The organism is Thermodesulfobacteriota bacterium, assembly GCA_040753795.1.
Classification (GTDB): Bacteria; Desulfobacterota; Desulfobacteria; order Desulfobacterales; family Desulfosudaceae; genus JBFMDX01.
Window position 1 is genome coordinate 118,579 of record JBFMDX010000002.1, and the last position, 17,553, is coordinate 136,131.

Here is a 17,553-nt window from a genome sequence, read left to right on the forward strand (position 1 = left end):
TGCTCCCCGTTATTCGAAATTAATATCGGGCATCCGCGTATTCCACCCAGCCGCCGGCTTCGATCAGGGCCCGGTCAAAAGGGGTCAGGGAAAACAGGATCGTCTCGTTCCTGCCGGCGGCTTCGAAAATCAATTTGGAATTAACTACATCAGCCCTGACCGTGGCGTCACGGCCGGCAAAGGTTGCGAATATCCGGTCAATGGTTTCCGGCGGCAACTGAACGGCCAGCATGCCGCAGTTGAACATGTTCTGCCGGAAAATCCTGGAAAATCCGGAGGCAATCACCAGGTGGATTTGGTTGACTTCAAGTGCCCAGGGGGCATGTTCCCGGGAAGAGCCGCAGCCGAAATTGGTGCGGGTCACCACCGCGGCTTTGCCGCTGATGTCCGTGGGCGGATTGAAGCCCGCCAGGGACAGGTCTTCAAAAAGATAGGGCGCCATGGCCTGCTTGTCCACTTCCGTCAGATACCGGGCGGGAATAATTTCATCGGTGTTGATGTCATCCCGGTCCAGGAACAGGATTTTTCCGCCGAAAGCCTTCATCGTGATTCCTGCCTGTAAAGAATTGAGTTTTCAATATGCCCGGCCAGGGCGCTGGCCGCGGCGGTGGCCGGGCTGGCCAGGTGGACCATGCCGCCTTTGCCCATGCGGCCGTTGAAATTCCGATTGGTGGTGGAGACGCAAACCTCTCCCGGGGCCAGGACGCCGTTGCTCATGCCCAGGCAGGCGCCGCAGGTCGGATTGGTGACACAGAAGCCGGCCTCCATGAAAACCTGAATAATGCCTTCCTGGAGGGCCTGCCGGTAGATGGTCGGCGTGGCCGGGGAAACAATGCCGCGGACGGAATCGCTGATGGTTTTCCCTTTCAGCACGTCGGCGGCCAGGCGCAGGTCTTCCAGTCTGCCGTTGGTACAGGAACCGATATATACCTGATCAACGGGCCGGCCGGTCATTTCACTGACCGGTTTGACGCAGTCCGGCTTATAACCGTCGGTGATCTGCGGAACCAGGCGGCTGACATCCATTTCCAGAACCCGGTCATAGGCCGCGTCCGGGTCGGACACCCAGCGGCGGTAGGCCGTGACGGCCGCTTCCGGCGAGGCGAATTCGTTTTTGATAAACGGCCAGAGATAGGCCACGGTGGTCGCGTCCGGATAGCAGATGCCGCAGGTGGCCCCGGCTTCCACGGCCATGTTGCACAAGGTCATCCGGGCATCCATGCTCAGCGCGTCCACTACTTCGCCGGTGAATTCCATCACCCGGTTGGTGGCCCCGTTGACGGTCAGTTCGGCGATGACCGCTAGAATGACATCCTTGGCAAATACGCCGGCGGGCAACCGGCCGTTTAATACGATTTTGATCGTCCGGGGGTATTCCAGGGCGCAGACGCCTTTTAAAATACCGACCTCCAGGTCGGTGGTGCCCACGCCGGCGGCAAAGGCCCCGAACGCCCCATGGGTGCAGGTGTGAGAATCCCCCATGATAATGGTTTCCCCGGGCCGGACAAAGCCCTGCTCGGGAAAGAGCGCGTGGCAGACTCCGTTGCGGCCGATATCAAAGAAATCGGCTATTTCCCGGCGCCTGGCCCAGTCTCTTAAAATTTTTCCCTGTTCGGCGGTTTTGGAGTCCTTGGCCGGCGTGACGTGGTCGATCACGACTTTAATCCGGTCCGGGTCAAAAACCCGGTCCTTGCCGCGCCTGACCAGATCGTTGATGGCCACGGGAGTGGTGATCTCGTGACAGAAAACCTTGTCCAGCCGGATAACGTGGACGCCGTCACAGGGGCTGTCCACCTTATGGGCGTCGAATATTTTTTCCGCTGTGGTTTTTCCCATTATGCCTGTTTTTCGATTTCGGGTGAATAGGAGTCAAACATTTCCGGTCGGATGACGCCTTCCGCGATCGGCGTTACCGGCCCGGTTAATATTACTGAATAATCTTTATTGACGATGATGTCAAGCCGGCCTCCGGGCATGAGGACGGCGATTTCCGGGTCGCAAAGATTCAGCCGCCGGGCGGTCGCGGCCGCCACACTGGCGGCGCTGCCGCAGGCCAGGGTGTATCCGGCGCCCCTTTCCCAGACTTCAAGGGCGATAGTGTTGCGGTTGATGATTTTGATGAATTGCACATTGGCCCGGTTGGGGAAGTCCCGGTCGTTTTCCAGCAGCGGGCCCGACGTTACCGCCAGATCCCGGGAGATGTCGTCGCACAGGACAACGCAGTGCGGGTTGCCGATGGTGGCCGCGCAATAGGTGATATCCTGCCCGGCCACGGTTTTGGATTTGTTGATTACCTCCCCTGATGCACCCTGGAACGGAATGTCCTCGGCTCTGAAGCTGACCCGGCCCATTTCGACGGAGACGGGGTTGCCGCCGGGCCGGACGGTTGCCCGGGCGCTGCTGCCGGTAGTGATGATCGTGAAAGGAGATGCGTCTACCAGGCCCTGTTCCCACAGGTGCCGGGCGAAGATGCGCAGACCGTTGCCGCTTTTTTCCGCTTCGCTGCCGTCGGGATTGAAGATTCGCACGCCGTACGTCAGGTTCTCCAGCTCGACCGGCCCCAGGAGAATGCCGTCCGAACCGACGCCGTAATGCCGGTCGCAGATGGCTTGAACGCGATCGGTCGTCAAGGGGATGGTCACTTCTTCCGGATGGATCACCAGGTAATCATTTCCAAGCCCGTGGTACTTGTAAAATTTCACTGTCTTCCTCAATCATCAGGCACAGAAACAGCGGCGCGGGAGCCCGTTTATTTTCCTTGACAGGAACCGGCCCCCGACTGATAGTGGACAAAACCGTATCGTTTCATCGTTACTATCCGGAAGCTGGACGGATTGAACCATAACTCGGCGGTAAAAACAATTATAAAATAATGAACGACTGCGGCATTGACGTCGGAAGCCTCTCCCGTGACAGGGCGATCATCAACACGGAATATGGTTGCCTCGCACAGGCGCGCGCGGCGCGTTTCCCGGTATTTTTGATTTGCAAATCATCGGATATTTTCGATAGAATGAATTTTTGAAATATAACCTACAAGGATCCGGTGTATGATAATCGGACTGGATGTCGGCGGAACGCATACGGATGTTGTCCTTCTGGACAAGGACGGACTTTTAAGAGAGATAAAAGTCCACACCGACGAACTGGATCTTTTTCACACCGTACTCTCCGGGATCGAGCAGATATCCAGGGGCATCAAGCCCAAAGCCATTGAACGACTTGTCTTAAGCACCACCCTGACCACCAACCTGATCGTCCAGGGCATCAATCCGGATTTCGGCATGATTGTCTTAAGCGGTCCCGGAATTGATCCCGAGTTTTTCAGGACGCATGAACATTACTATGTGATCGGCGGCGCCCTGGATCACCGGGGCCGGGAGGTGACGCCGGTTGACCTGGGCGGCCTGAAAAAGATCGTTAAAAAGTTAAGACGGGCCGACATCCGCCATGTCGGGGTGGTGGGCAAGTTTTCCTCGCGGAATCCGGTTCATGAGTTGCAGGTCCGGGACGCGCTGAAAAAGTACTTCCGCAAGATTTTTCTGGGGCACTGGATTTCAGGCAGCCTCAACTATCCCCGCCGTATCGCCACGACATTTTTAAACGCCTCCGTTTATCCGATTCATAAAAATTTTTTTGAAGCCGTGCAGAAAACCCTGGAAAAACACGGCCTGCAGGTGCCGATTCACATTCTCAAGGCTGATGGCGGTACCATGAGCTTTGAGGCCTCCATCAATTATCCCGGTCAGACCATTCTTTCCGGACCGGCGGCCAGCGTCATGGGCGCCATCCCCTTTTCCGGGGATCAGGAGGAGGCGCTGGTCCTGGATATCGGCGGCACCACCACGGATATGGCGGTGATATTAAAAAGAGTACCGGTACTGGAACCGGTCGGCATCGAAATCGCCGGATTCAAAACCCTGATCCGCGCCCTGAAAACCCGATCCGTCGGGCTTGGCGGGGACAGTGTCGTGAAAATAATGAACGGCAAAATCACCATCGGCCCCGAACGAAAGGGCCACGCTATGGCCTTCGGCGGTCCGGTACCGACGACGACGGATGCCCTGTGCGTGCTGAACATGATGCCTGAAGGGGATGCCGCCAAAGCGGCGGCCGGCATGAAGATGCTGGCGGACGAGCTGGACAGGCCGGTGGTGGAAACCGCCCGGGCGGTCTTTGAGCACTTCTGCGCCGAAGTCGTTCGGCATGCGCGATCGCTGGTGGATGATATTAACAGCAAGCCGGTCTATACGGTTTATGAATACTGGGAAGGAAGGCAGATCAAGCCGGACAAGATCCTGCTGCTGGGGGGGCCGGCCGCCTGTTTTGTGGACCAGATCGAAAAGGTGTCCGGCGTGAAAACCATGGCGGTCCCCAAGTGCGCCATGGCCAATGCCCTGGGCGCGGCTTTTGCCCGGACCACCTGCGAAGTCTCCCTGTTTGCCGATACCGAGCGGGGTATTATAACGGCTCCCGAGGAGAACTATTTTGAAAAAATCAGCAGCGCCTTTACCCGGGAGGATGCCCAGAAGAAAGCACTGGAGTTGCTGGAACAAAAAGCCAGGAGAAGCGGGGCGTCCAGGGATGATCTGGAAATGGATATTCTGGAGAACCAGCAGTTTAATATGGTGCGGGGCTTTTCCGCCGCCGGACGGAACATCCGCATCAAAGCCCAGGTACGGCCGGGGCTGGTCAGCGGATACCAGGTGATTTCGGAGAAGCTGTCAAAAGAAATGGCGATGATGAATGGAGCGCGGCAAATATGCTCAAAGCCAGACGGAAAACAGGACTGATTTTTTTCCCGGCCTTTGACTGGGCCATTGATCCGACTCACCCGGAACGGGAAGAACGGCTCCTGTACACCCAGGATCAGGCCATGGAGGAAGGCCTGTTCGATATAGAAGGGCTGATCGAATTCAAGTCTCAACTGGTTCTGGAAAAAGATGTCCAGCGGACGCATTTCTGCGTTCCGGACGTTTCCGCGATGATGACGGAGTCTCATTTTATCAGCGCCGGCAGCGCCAAACGCATCGGTATCGCCGTGATGGAAAAGGAGATCGAAAGCGGTTTCGCCCTGGTCCGCCCGCCCGGGCATCATGCCAAACGGGTAGTCCACGGTGCCCGCGGGTTCTGCAATGTCAACATCGAAGCCATGATGATCGAATACCTCCGGTTTGCCTATGGGGTCCGGAAGGTCGCCATCGTGGACACGGACTGCCACCATGGCGACGGCACCCAGGACATTTACTGGCATGACCCCGACACCCTGTTTATTTCCCTGCATCAGGACGGTCGGACCCTTTACCCGGGGACGGGATTCCCGGAGGACATGGGCGGCCCCAATGCCGCCGGCCGGACCCTGAACATTCCCCTGCCTCCCCGGACATCGGCGGAAGGATTCCTCCATATCATCAAGAACGTCGTGAGGCCGATTCTGGATGAATTCCAGCCGGACATCGTTGTCAATTCCGCCGGCCAGGACAACCACTATACTGATCCCCTGACGGATATGAATTTTTCCGCCCAGGGTTACGCCCAGCTGACGGAAATTTTGAGGCCCGACATCGCCGTTCTGGAAGGCGGATATTCCATAGAGGGCGCGCTGCCGTATGTGAATCTCGGCATTATTCTGGCCATGGCCGGAATGGATTACAGCAAGATCAGCGAACCGGGCTTTGATCCGGACAAAATCCGTCAGACCGAGCAGGTTACCCGCCAGGTGGAGAGAATCGGAGAAACCGTCTTGAAAATCTGGAAACAGCGGGATGAACTGACGGAAAAGCGCCGGGCGGGAAAGGCGTTCGAGGAGCGGACCAACCAGATTTATTACGATACGGATGGAATCTATGAAACGCAGCAGGAGAAGGTGCGGATCTGCTCCGACTGCGCCGGGGCCCTGCGCATTGATTCTTCCTCCGACCGGGGTGCACGGATTCTGGCCGTTCATATTCCCCTTCATGCCTGCGAAAAATGCAGAGAAATCGGCCGGCAGTGGTACGATGAGGCCGATCCCCGGAGTTATTTGAGAGTGTTCCTGCAGAACCGGCCGGACGATGAGTATCTGACAAAGGGACTTCCATAAATATTCGCTCCCGGCCATTTTGCCGGGTTTTCAACAGGGAAGTCCGGAACAGCCGGGTCACAGTGATGTCCTTATCCAAACTCGCCAATCTGACCACCCGGGCACGAATGATGGAAGCCATTCGTGCTTTTTTTTCCGGACGAGGTTATCTGGAGGTGGAAACACCCTGCCGGATTCCGGCGCCGATTCCCGAGGCCACCATCGTTCCTTTCTCTTCGGACTCCTGGTTTCTTCAGACATCACCGGAGGTTTGCATGAAGCGGCTTCTGGCCCGTGGTCTCCCGAAAATTTTTCAGATATGCAAGGCTTTCCGCCGGGGTGAACGCGGTCAAAAACATCTGCCGGAATTTACCATTCTGGAATGGTACCGGGCGGGTGCCGATTATATCGACCTGATGATCGAAACCGAAGAAATGATCCGGTTCGTGGCAACCGATCTGGGTTCCGGCGGAACCCTTCGTTATCAGGGCCGCGTCATTGATTTGAACGCCGGCTGGCCGCGGATAAGCGTCAGCGAAGCGCTGGCGCGTTATGCCGGGGTCCGGCTGGAAGAGGGCCTTTCCCAGGACCGGTTTGACGAACTGGTCGTCGACGTCATTGAGCCGGCCCTGGCCGCACTGGGCCGTGTTTTTCTGTACGATTATCCGGCCGCCATCGGCGCTTCCCTGGCGAGACTGAAGTCGGCCGACCCCCGCTTCGCGGAACGGTTTGAATTGTATATAGCCGGCATGGAGTTGTGTAACGGGTTTTCGGAGCTGACCGGCGAACAAGATTACCGTCAGCGTTTTGAACACGCCCGCAGCCAACAGAAGACAACGGCCAGTGATTATCCTGTTCCCGGCGCTTTTCTTTCTGAAATCAACGAAATGCCGCCGGCCGCGGGAAACGCCCTGGGGCTTGACAGGCTGGCCATGATATTCTGTGACGAGGATGATATTACCGCCGTGACCACCTTTTCCCCCGAAGATTTATAGCTGAAGCGCTTATTTTTTCACGGCAACCGTTTTTGTTTTCCCCCGGTAGCCGCAGGAGTTAAAAAGATTGACATTTATACGGGGAAAAGAAATATTGATTATTTTTTATCCAGGGATAAACGGTAGTTCAAAAAGGAGATAAGTTATGGATCAGGATCATCGGATCAGTTTTGAAGTGGACTGCGGGAATTTGTATCGGGAGGAATCATTGACGGATCTGAAGGTGGCCGTTATCCGCAAGCTGGTGCCAATTAAAACGGACGGATCCGATGATACAGCCAGAGCATCTGTTTTTGTCGGACATTCCCAGGTCATGTCTCCGGAAGGCCCGATTCCTCTTCAGGCGGAATTGCCCGGCAATACCCTGGAGGAGGCCATGAAGGCATTTCCCCGGGCGATGGAACAGGCCATGGAGGAAATGGTTGAACACATCCGGCAGCTGCAGCGGGAGCAGCAGCGCCAGGAATCCCGGATTATTACCCCGGGCAGGTAATATGTGGAATCGGCTTGCAATTTTTTTATGACCTGTTATTATATGATAATTTGACAAAGTCTAAATTTGTGTTTAAATTATTCCTTTAAAAAGTTTGTAAAATATTTTCGGCCGGTATTTTGCATAAGAAAAACAGCAAGAAACGCTCAGCGTTAATCGGGGAGGGGTTTAATGGCGGTTATTAACAGCCTTCTGGATACGGATTTATCAAAGCTGACGACGGCTCAAATCGTTTTGCATATGCACCCCGATGCAAATGTCCGTTATACATTCGAATGCAAAAATAAAAAGAAAATAGGCCATATTCAGGAAATCAATCAGGAGATCGATAACCTCTGCCGGCTTCGTTTTACGGACAAGGAACTGGCGTTTCTAAATACCTTCTCCTGCTTCAAAAAAGATTTTGTGGAATATCTGCGGCTTTTCCAGCTGAATCGAAAATATATCAATGCTTATCTGGATAATGACCGGCGCCTTCAGATTGACATCGAGGGGCCATGGATTTCAGCGGTCTTGTTTACGGTCCCCGTGCTGGCCATCGTCAACGAAATCTATTCGAAATATCAAAGCATCAACGCCATGGGCTTCCACAGCGTCGAAGACACGCTGGACGCGGGCGAGGGGAGGTTGGCCAAGAAGGTGGAGCACCTGACCACTTTGTTAAAGACAGGTCAGTTGTCCAACTTCAAATTCGCCGATTTCGGCACCTGCCATCGCTATTCCCACTATTGGCACAACACGGTTATCGAGACACTGAAAAAATCACTGCGTTCCTACCTGTTTATCGGTACCAGCAATGTGTATTTCGCCATGAAGCACAAGCTCAATCCGATCGGAACGATGGGACATGAGTGGCTACAGGCGTACCAACAGCTGGGACCGAGGCTTGAACAGTGCCAGAAGGCGGCTTTAAAGGACTGGATACAGGAATTTAACGGCGAGCCGGGCATCGCGGTTTCCGACGTGCTGGGGTTTAATACCTTTCTGAAAGATTTTGACCTTTATCTGGCGAAACTGTTTGACGGCTGCCAGCATGACAGCGGGGATCCCACTTCATGGTGCGTAAAACTGATTGAGCATTACGATAAACTCGGCATTGATCCCAAGACAAAATCCGTCATGTTCTGTGATAATCTTGATTTTGAAACCGCCATTGATCTGCATGAAACTCTCAGCGATATGATCAATATCACCTTTGGTATCGGCAGAGACCTGACCCATGACGTGGGAATTGTCCCGCTGCAGATGCGGTTTAATATGGTCGAGTGCAATGGCGGGCCGGTCGCCAGGATTTCCGATGACGTCAACCAGTTGTCCTGCCCGGATTCAAGATATTTAACTACTCTGAAAGAAGTGTTCGGCATTGAAGACTGATCCTGGTTGCGCCGAAACACCGCGGGTCCCGGAACACCCCTTTCCGGGTCACCTGTCTCTTTAATCATGTGGCCGAAAAATTTTCTTTATTGCTTATGTTAAAACATTGCCTTGCCCAGCGCCTGTCCCGATGGACAAAAATCAATTTTCTGTGCGTCTTGATGACGGTGCTTTTTCCCCCGCTGCTGTTTTCATGCCTTCAGGCCGCGGAGCAACCACCCGATGCTTTTGCCGCGCTGCGTCAGCATCTTGTAAAAGACGGCTTTACCCGGGAGGCGCTCAATCAGTGTTATGAAAATCCCCGCGTTGTATTTGAAACAACGGCTGTCGGCCGGTTTTTTCTCCACCAGGAATCAACGCTGAATTACGGTCAATTCCTCACCCCGGAGTCAATCCAGAAAGCCCGGCAGTACATGGCCCAGCAGAGAGAATGGCTGGACAAGGCCGAAGCGGAGTATCAGGTTGACAAAGAGATCATCACGGCGATTCTGCTGGTTGAAACCAAGCTGGGCACGTTTGTCGGCAGGATTTCCACCCTGAATATCCTTTCATCGATGGCGGCGCTTTCCGACCCGGATGTCCGTGAAATGCTGTGGCAGTCTTTGTCTGACAAGACGAACATGACCCGGGAGGACTACCAGAAAAAGGCCGATCAGAAATCCAGATGGGCTTACGCGGAGCTGACGGCATTCCTCACCTATGTGGATCGGGAGAAGATCGCTGATCCGGTAGATGTCCCCGGTTCCTATGCCGGCGCCATGGGGATTTCACAGTTTATGCCGAGCAACATTCTGAAGCTGGGAGTTGACGGGGATAAGGATGGGCGGATCAATCTGTTTACCCATGCCGATGCCATTTTCAGCGTGGCCAATTATCTACGCCATTATGGCTGGAAGCCGGGCATTTCCCCGGCGGACGCCCGGAAAGCCCTGTTTGCTTACAATCACAGCACCTATTACGTTGATACGCTCATGCAAATATTCAACGCGCTGAAACCGCAACCATGACCTCAACCGCTGTTCTCATTGTCGTCGGATCGGTCATCGCGTCCTATCTCATGACCTGCTGGGCGCTGGTGGACGTGGCCGGGAGGGACTTCGGCGCGGTGGAAAAAAAGGCCGCCTGGGGGGCGGTAGCATTTGTCCCGTTTATCGGCTGGGCGGTTTATCTGGTGTGGGGGCGGAAAAGAGGAAAGCGCCGTGAGGACGCGGAGGCGGGGCGTTAAAACGGTCCGGCTTTCCTGTTGACATTGTCCCGTTTTTTACGTAATCATAACCTTCCTTTTTATAACGCATATACCATAAAGGAGTTTTTTTATGAGCAGACGCTACTTCTTCACTTCCGAATCCGTCACTTCAGGCCATCCCGACAAGCTGGCCGATTGCATTTCAGACGCCATTCTGGACGCCCTGCTGACTCAGGACAAGGATTCCCGGGTGGCGTGTGAGACGCTGGTGACCACCGGAATGGCGGTGGTGGCCGGTGAAATCACGACCAAGGCCTCTATTAATTACGCCGATATCGTCCGGGAGACTATCCGGAACATCGGCTACAATTCTTCCGCCATGGGATTTGACTGGCAGTCCTGTGCCGTCTTGACCAGTATCGACAGACAGTCCCCTGATATCGCCCAGGGCGTCAATGAAGGGGACGGCCTTTTTAAGGAGCAGGGCGCCGGTGATCAGGGGTTGATGTTCGGATATGCCTGTGACGAGACGCCCGAACTGATGCCGACGCCAATCATGTACGCCCACAAACTCGCCCGCCAGCTCAATATTGTCCGTGACAGCGGCGTTCTGAATTTTTTGCGACCTGATGGAAAATCCCAGGTGACCGTTGAATATGATGAAACCGGCCGACCCCGGCGCATTGATACCGTGGTTATATCCAGCCAGCACTCGCCGGACGTCAGCTATGACGACTTAAGGGGCGCGATTATCGAGAAGATTATTACCCCTGTTCTCCCGGCTGAACTGCTGGACGCGAAAACCCGGTATTTTATCAATCCCACCGGAAAATTCGTGGTGGGCGGGCCCATGGGGGATTGCGGTCTTACCGGCCGGAAAATTATTGTCGATACCTACGGCGGTCGGGGAAGACACGGCGGCGGCTGTTTTTCGGGCAAGGATCCGTCAAAAGTGGACCGGAGCGCTGCTTACATGGGACGGCATGTGGCCAAAAATCTTGTGGCCGCGGGCCTGGCCAGGGAGTGTGAAGTTCAAATCGCCTATGCCATCGGCGTGGCGGAACCCGTTTCCATCATGGTTGATTTCAAGGGGACCGGTGTGGTCGATGAGGTGAAGGCGGAGGAAATCGTCAGGGAGGTGTTTGACTTAAGACCGGCAGCCATCATCAGTTATCTTGACTTGAAGCGCCCGATTTACCGCGCCACAGCCGCATACGGCCATTTCGGCCGCACGGATGGCGCTGGCTTCTCCTGGGAGGCGACCAGCCGGACCGATGAGATTAGAAAGAAAGCGGGCATATAAACCGTTTTTATATCGAACAGCCATAAAACCCGGGTGAAAATTGCTCCCCGGGTTTTTTGTTCCGCCCAAATACTGAGAAGGGGGGAGGGCCGGTCCGTGATGAAGAAATCTCTGCTGGAAGGGATTCCCGAGACGCTGTCACAAGAGCTTTGTGATGTATTATGTTCGTCGGACAATATCAGGATAGAAAGAATCGTTTCCCGGGGCCAGGCATCCCCGGAAGGTTACTGGTACGATCAGGAGAAAAATGAGTTTGTACTGGTTGTGAAAGGGTGTGCCGGCCTTATGTTTGAAAACGAGGGGGGTATTCTTGTTTTGAACCCGGGCGACTATATCAACATCGGCGCCCATGTGAAGCATCGGGTGGAGTGGACGGACCCTGCCAGCGAAACCATCTGGCTCACCGTTTATTATTAGCGCCTCACCATTTAATCTGCTGATCGGGCAGCTGGTTTTGATATGGCTCCTGAATAGGATAAAATGAAACCGATGAATACACGTGCGTCCGCACTGATTGACTTGCTGGAATTGAAGCCCCATCCGGAAGGCGGATACTTTCGGGAGGTTTTCCGTTCTTCCCGACTTGTGCGGGAGATTGACAGCGGCAAGGAGAGAAACGCCGTCACCGAAATATACTTTCTGCTGACGGCTGATAACCACAGCCGCTGGCACCGGGTAGACTGGGATGAAACCTTCCATTACTACGAAGGGGCGGCGATGGAGCTTTTCTGGATCGAGAAAAACGGGGGCGAGTGCAGGCAACGTCTGTTGGGAGAAGCCGCGGACATGCGCAGGCCGCTGGAGGTGGTGCCCGCCGGCTGCTGGCAGGCTGCCAGAACGACGGGAGTGTATACGCTGGTCGGCTGCACGGTAGCCCCCGGTTTTGACTTTGCCGACTTCCGTCTGCTCAAGGGCCACCCTGAAGAGGCGGGAAAAATAAGCACCCGCTTCCCCGAATTGGCGGCGCTGATATAAGGATGCCCTTTTTTCGGCTTTCGGCGGGCCTCTTTTGTCAATCCCATTCGTACAGGGTGGAAGGGTCGATCTTTTTTGCGGCGGGGGGAGTTTTTGCGTCCGGCTTTTGCTCTTTTGTGACCGGCTTTGGTTTGGGTGCTTCTTTTTCCTCTTTTTTCGCGGCCTGTTTCTCATCCATCCGGCGTGATGCTTCCATCAGGATATTCATCAGCGGTTTCTTTATCTCTTTTTCTTTTTGCTTGTTGAATTTTAAGATTTCGATAACCGCCGCATCCCAGGTAATCATTTCGATTACCGCTTCTTCCCCCTTGAGATTTCCCGTCTCGGCCGCAATCAGTTGCCCCTGTAAACAGTATAGCTCCCCGATCAGTTTTCCCGATTTGATCCGCAGGGTGCAGCTTTTGTTTTCCATACCGACCAGTTGAAGAAAAGAAGCCAGGCTGATTCCGTTCACCTTGCCTTGAGCGCTGGAGTCCAGTGTTTCCCGGATGGAAGCCACCAATGCCTCCAGATCCATGGGCTTTTCAAAGTATTTGAGGGAGCCCAGGGCATCGATCCGTTGTTCTATTTCCGGGGAGCCCTTGGCCGTCATGACAAAAACCGGTATCTGGGGGTATTTGTTGTTCAGGTTGGCCAGCAGTTCGAAACCATCCATTACCGGCATTTCAATATCCGTTATCACCAGATCGATCTTGACGGTCTGGGCCAGATCCAGTGCCTCCTGACCGTTCCCGGCCGTAAGAACGGAAAATTCATCCGCGAACGGCTCCAGTTTTTTGGCTATGAAGCTGCGCGCCAGTTTTGTGTCGTCGACGATCAATATCGTTTTCATGAAGCTATCCAGACTGATTCCAAAAGGTTAGCACGTGCCCTCCGACACACTCCGGTCACGTGACGGCAATTACAGTCGAGCATGGCGTATATGTTCGATTTCCTTCAAATTGTTTTTAAAATAACATTCTTTATAAAAAAAATCAAATCCGATGTCACCCAACATCCACTATTTCTGAAATTCGCTCAATGGCGTGAATGATATATTTTTCATCATCGATCACCACCCGGATGGCCTTTTGCGGACAAACCGACTCACAGCGGCCGCACCCCCGGCATTCCTCCTGGTCGATTACCGCCCGGCCACCCTCCATGGTAATGGCCTTCACGAAACAGATGTCCCGCGCGCAGGCACCGCACCCGACGCACCGGTCGGTCACTTCCAGGTGCAGGCCCGGTATTCGGGATACTTTGGAACTGATGGCCGGTGTAATGACCGGCAGAATCTTCCACAGGCAGCAGCAGGGGCAGCAGTTGCAGATGGTCATCAACTTGTCGGGAGGACCGATATTCAGCCAGACGGTGTCCAGTTTGTTGCGCCCGATCAAATGGATCAGTCCGGCCTCCCGGCACCGACGAGCATGAGCCAGGGCCTCTTCCATGGTTACCAGGCGGCCAAAAGCGGGGTTGATGCCTCTGGCCGCTTCTCCCAGGAAAATACATCCGTAATTAATGGGATAGCTCTGGCACCGGGATGAATCCCGGCAGATGCAGAAGTCCATGATCCAGTGGGTGCCGGCTTTACGGATAAAATATTCCACCACCTGAGACGGCAGGGCCAGGCTTTCCGATTCATTGACCGTCTTGTCGACGGGGACGATCTGGTCACCGGGCAGATAAATTATATCATCGTTTTTAAAAAGCAGATGATCCACGATCCGGCCAATTGCTCGAAAACGGGTCAGTCGGGCGAGAAGATAGCGCGAGGAAAATGTCTTGTTGATCAGCGTTCTGATCCAGTAAGGACTGCCCATGGGCACCACCGGTTATGGGTAAAAGGGTTTTGCTCGGGCTAAAACTCGATATTCCCGGGTGTCCGGGGAAAGGGGATGACGTCCCGGATATTGGTTATGCCGGTCAGCAGCATCAGCAGGCGCTCGAAACCAAGGCCGAAGCCGCTGTGGGGAACGCTGCCGAAACGGCGTGAATCCAGATACCACCAGTAGTCTTCCGGAGAAAGTCCCATGGACGTCATTCGTGACTTCAGGACATCCAGCCGTTCTTCCCGCTGGCTGCCGCCGATAATTTCTCCGATGCGGGGTGCCAGAACGTCCATGGCCGCCACGGTCCGGCCGTCATCGTTGACGCGCATGTAAAACGGTTTTAGCCGCGCGGGATAGTTAAAGACGATCACCGGTTTTTTAAAGTGGCGCTCCGTCAGGTATCGCTCATGTTCGGACTGGAGATCATGCCCCCAGACGGGAGGGAACTCGAATGTCGTACCCGATGTTGTCAATATGTCGACGGCCTCGTCGTAAGGAATCCGGACAAAATCATGATTCACTATATTATCCAGGGTCTCCCCCAAATTTTTGTCCACAAAATTTTTAAACAGCTCAATATCTTCAGCGCAGTTCCGGGCCACTGTCGATATCAGGTGCTTGAGAAAAGACTCGGCCAGATCCATGTTCGCGGTCAGGTCGCAGAAAGCCATCTCCGGCTCCACCATCCAGAATTCAGCCGCGTGCCGGGAAGTGTTGGAATTTTCCGCCCGGAAGGTGGGGCCGAAGGTATAGACCCGGCCCAGGGCCAGGGCGAACATTTCCGCCTCCAACTGCCCGGAAACCGTCATCCCGGCGGCTTTTCCGAAAAAATCCCCCGTGTAGTCCGGTTGACCGCTGGCGCGGGGGAGGTTGGCCATGTCCAGGGTGGTGACCTGGAACAGCTTACCCGCTCCTTCGCAGTCCGAGGCGGTCAGAATGGGCGTATGAATATAATAGAAACCGCTATCCCTGAAAAACTGATGGATGGCGTAAGACAACTCGGAACGGACGCGGAAGACGGCGCCGTACTTGTTGGTCCGGGGCCGGAGATGGGCGATGGTCCGCAGGAACTCGTCCGTGTGGCGTTTTTTCTGAAGAGGGTAATCTTCCGGGGCTGGACTGACGATGTCGATTCGCCCGGCCTGGAGTTCCCATTTCTGGCCTTTGCCGGGGGACGCCTGCAGCGAACCGGATACGGTTATCGCTGACCCGGTGTTCAGACGGTTCACCTCATCGTAATTAGGCAGAGACCGGTCGGCGATCACCTGGAGATTTTTCAGGCAGGATCCATCGTTTATTTCCAGAAAGGAAAAATCCTTTGCGTCCCGCCGGGTGCGCACCCAGCCGCTGACAACGATATCGTCTTCCGGCCGGTTGCTGCTCAATATCTGCTGAATCCGTAATCGTTCCGTCATGGTCAGTTCCCCAGTTTTTTGGCGGGATCATAGCACAAGAAAAAGCCGTTCTCAAATCCGCGGAACGACAACCCGCGCCGCGGATTTGAAACGGTATTGGCTTATCTGACGGATATGGGGAAACCGCGGAAAAAGGAGGTCACGGTTTACAGAAACTGCCTGACGTAATCCTGAAACATGCTTTTGATTTCCGGGTTTGCCTCCCGGTTGTATAAGCGCTCAAACACGCCGACAAATCCTGTCTGTTTGTTGGAATAGGCCATGGAGGCGACATGATCCAGGTGGGCACTGACACCGAGGTGAGCGCCGGTAGCCGACATCCAGTCCGTGAACCGTTCCTTGAGACTGCTTTCGCCGTTCCGGGAGGGTTTTTTCAAGGCTTTCCAGCCGGCGGCCAGGCCGATGCGAAGGGCCGTTTGTGTGGAGCAGACCCGTTGAAGCGTGTCGAACATCATGAAAAAGGTTACCAGCGGGCTGCTTTTCAGCGATTCCGGAATGGCCCGGTTGGATTCCATCAAGTCCGAGGTGGTCAGGGAGCAGAAGTAGGGAGTCGTTCCTTTGCGCCCGTAAAGATAGGTGCCGTTTTCCTGTGAGTCGGTAAAGTTTTTCGAACCCGGCAAATCATTGAGAACAGTGGCCTGCAGGGTAATTTTGTTCTCCAGGCAGAATCTGGCCACCTCTACTCCGGAATGATCGTCCAGGGAATGAAAATAATCGTGCGGCAGTCCGGTAATAAAAGCGCCATGAAGCGAGATCCCCTGATCCTGGATTTTTTTTATCTGGCGGGAGTAATATTCCGGAACGGTCAGATGCTGTTCTTCAATGGCCCTGGCGGCCGGTTTGCAGATGGCTTTCAGGTTGTCGAGGTTGAGCGATTCCAGACCCACAAAAAAATGGGCGCAGCCGGAACGCCTCATCTTTTCCATCAGGCGTGGATCGTCGGCAATCTCTATGGAAATCTGGGTCAGATAATTGATTTTGATGTTTCTCCTGACCAGTTCCTCGATAATCTCTTCCAGATTTTTCCGGCTGAGCAGCATGTTGTCAGGAAGGAAGACATAAAACCGGTTTTTATAGCTGGGCCCTTCTTTTTGCATAAATTCGATTTCATTCACAAAGTCGCTGGGGGTGCGGCACATGAATTTGCGCTGGTGCCTGGGCAGGGCCGCGATGGAACAGAAACTGCAGGAGTATGGGCAGCCCAGATAGGGGGCAGCCACTTTGGCCCGGCAGGTGTGATAAAAAAAGTGGCCGATAACCGGTATTTTTTTGATGTAAGGCGCTTTCATTTCCGGCAGGAGGCGGATGTTTTCGCTTCCCCAGACGCCGTCTTCAAGGGTGATTTGGCCGACATATTCGGGTTTCAAGGTGTTGCTTTTCAGATCGGATATGATCTCGCTGATAACGATCGAATCACCCGGTCCGAGGACACGCGCCACCAGTTCCGGATGGGGAAGATGCGGCTTGAGTAGAATATCAATGTCTTCCGGAACGGAAGAAACATGAATCCCGCCGATGATAACCGGGATTTTCGCCTGGTTCAGGGCCAGGGTAACCATGGCCGCCACCGGAAAGTTGGCGCTGATGGAGGTGATCAGCACGGCCAGAGGTTTGCGGCCCTCTTTTTTTATGATGTCGGCGATTTTTCTCCGGCGGCCGTCAGCGATGTGAATAAAAACGTCTTTTTCGATTCTGGCCACCTGGTTGGCGATGTAGTAAGTGGCATAATTTTCAAAACCGAAAAATTCGTTTAATCCATGACGAACTTTGGCCTGATCAAAGTCAAGGAAATCCAAATAATTGTCTTTGTTTAACCGACCGGCGTCCCGGCCGGTGAGATAGGTCAGGGCGTCGACAATGGTGGCCGCGGGGTTATCAAGAAGGCCCATAAAATCATAGGTAATTGGATTGTATATGATATAATACCCATTCATATT

Annotated in this window: 17 protein-coding genes; 10 read left to right on the top strand and 7 right to left on the bottom strand. The window is 54.3% G+C overall.

The features are described from left to right. Positions 1-19: 19 nt before the first annotated feature. From AB1724_03330 to dapF, 3 genes are read right to left on the bottom strand one after another with little or no spacing between them, the layout of a single operon-like run. Complete coding sequence (locus tag AB1724_03330) at positions 20-544, bottom strand: 3-isopropylmalate dehydratase small subunit (GenBank protein MEW6076823.1); 525 nt, start codon at positions 542-544, stop codon at positions 20-22. After that, positions 541-1,836: a 3-isopropylmalate dehydratase large subunit gene (locus AB1724_03335; protein MEW6076824.1), complete on the bottom strand. Its 1,296-nt coding sequence runs from the start codon at positions 1,834-1,836 to the stop codon at positions 541-543. The genes AB1724_03330 and AB1724_03335 overlap by 4 nt, the downstream gene beginning before the upstream one ends. Then, positions 1,836-2,702: a diaminopimelate epimerase gene (dapF, locus tag AB1724_03340; GenBank protein MEW6076825.1), complete on the bottom strand. Its 867-nt coding sequence runs from the start codon at positions 2,700-2,702 to the stop codon at positions 1,836-1,838. The genes AB1724_03335 and dapF overlap by 1 nt, the downstream gene beginning before the upstream one ends. Positions 2,703-3,050: 348 nt before the next feature. Between dapF and AB1724_03345 the strand changes: the two genes are divergently transcribed. The 10 genes from AB1724_03345 to AB1724_03390 all read left to right on the top strand — a co-directional run bounded on the left by AB1724_03345 (position 3,051) and on the right by AB1724_03390 (position 12,387). After that, the gene (locus tag AB1724_03345; protein MEW6076826.1) at positions 3,051-4,793 is read left to right on the top strand and encodes a hydantoinase/oxoprolinase family protein; all 1,743 of its coding nucleotides are present in this window, start codon (positions 3,051-3,053) and stop codon (positions 4,791-4,793) included. Further along, entirely contained in the window at positions 4,763-6,082 is a 1,320-nt protein-coding gene (locus tag AB1724_03350) for a histone deacetylase (GenBank protein MEW6076827.1), read from the top strand. The genes AB1724_03345 and AB1724_03350 overlap by 31 nt, the downstream gene beginning before the upstream one ends. 65 nt (positions 6,083-6,147) lie before the next feature. Next, positions 6,148-7,056, top strand: coding sequence for an EF-P lysine aminoacylase EpmA (epmA, locus tag AB1724_03355; protein MEW6076828.1), 909 nt, complete (start codon positions 6,148-6,150; stop codon positions 7,054-7,056). A gap of 145 nt (positions 7,057-7,201) precedes the next feature. After that, on the top strand, positions 7,202-7,549 hold the full coding sequence (locus tag AB1724_03360; protein ID MEW6076829.1) for a cytoplasmic protein: 348 nt from the start codon (positions 7,202-7,204) through the stop codon (positions 7,547-7,549). Positions 7,550-7,720: 171 nt separating this feature from the next. Next, positions 7,721-8,923, top strand: coding sequence for a nicotinate phosphoribosyltransferase (gene pncB / locus AB1724_03365; protein ID MEW6076830.1), 1,203 nt, complete (start codon positions 7,721-7,723; stop codon positions 8,921-8,923). A 161-nt stretch (positions 8,924-9,084) separates the two neighbouring features. Further along, entirely contained in the window at positions 9,085-9,930 is an 846-nt protein-coding gene (locus tag AB1724_03370) for a lytic murein transglycosylase (GenBank protein ID MEW6076831.1), read from the top strand. After that, on the top strand, positions 9,927-10,148 hold the full coding sequence (locus AB1724_03375; protein ID MEW6076832.1) for a PLD nuclease N-terminal domain-containing protein: 222 nt from the start codon (positions 9,927-9,929) through the stop codon (positions 10,146-10,148). Before AB1724_03370 ends, AB1724_03375 begins: the two co-directional genes overlap by 4 nt. Before the next feature lie 91 nt (positions 10,149-10,239). Then, positions 10,240-11,412 carry a methionine adenosyltransferase gene (gene metK, locus AB1724_03380; protein ID MEW6076833.1) on the top strand — a complete coding sequence of 391 codons (1,173 nt, stop codon included), beginning with the start codon at positions 10,240-10,242 and terminating at the stop codon, positions 11,410-11,412. 99 nt (positions 11,413-11,511) lie between these two features. After that, positions 11,512-11,829, top strand: a complete 318-nt coding sequence (locus AB1724_03385) for a phosphoribosylaminoimidazole carboxylase (protein ID MEW6076834.1) — start codon at positions 11,512-11,514, stop codon at positions 11,827-11,829. A 72-nt stretch (positions 11,830-11,901) separates the two neighbouring features. Next, positions 11,902-12,387 (top strand): cupin domain-containing protein, encoded by a 486-nt coding sequence (locus tag AB1724_03390; GenBank protein MEW6076835.1) that lies wholly within the window; start codon positions 11,902-11,904, stop codon positions 12,385-12,387. A gap of 37 nt (positions 12,388-12,424) precedes the next feature. On the opposite strand, the gene AB1724_03395 is transcribed toward AB1724_03390, so the two are convergent. The 4 genes from AB1724_03395 to AB1724_03410 all read right to left on the bottom strand — a co-directional run bounded on the left by AB1724_03395 (position 12,425) and on the right by AB1724_03410 (position 17,550). Next, the gene (locus AB1724_03395; GenBank protein MEW6076836.1) at positions 12,425-13,219 is read right to left on the bottom strand and encodes a response regulator; all 795 of its coding nucleotides are present in this window, start codon (positions 13,217-13,219) and stop codon (positions 12,425-12,427) included. 154 nt (positions 13,220-13,373) lie between these two features. Then, positions 13,374-14,192, bottom strand: coding sequence for a 4Fe-4S binding protein (locus AB1724_03400; protein MEW6076837.1), 819 nt, complete (start codon positions 14,190-14,192; stop codon positions 13,374-13,376). Positions 14,193-14,230: 38 nt separating this feature from the next. After that, the gene (asnS, locus tag AB1724_03405) at positions 14,231-15,616 is read right to left on the bottom strand and encodes an asparagine--tRNA ligase (protein MEW6076838.1); all 1,386 of its coding nucleotides are present in this window, start codon (positions 15,614-15,616) and stop codon (positions 14,231-14,233) included. A 146-nt stretch (positions 15,617-15,762) separates the two neighbouring features. After that, a complete protein-coding gene (locus AB1724_03410) occupies positions 15,763-17,550 on the bottom strand; it encodes a radical SAM protein (GenBank protein ID MEW6076839.1) in 1,788 nt (595 codons plus the stop codon). Positions 17,551-17,553 lie beyond the last annotated feature (3 nt).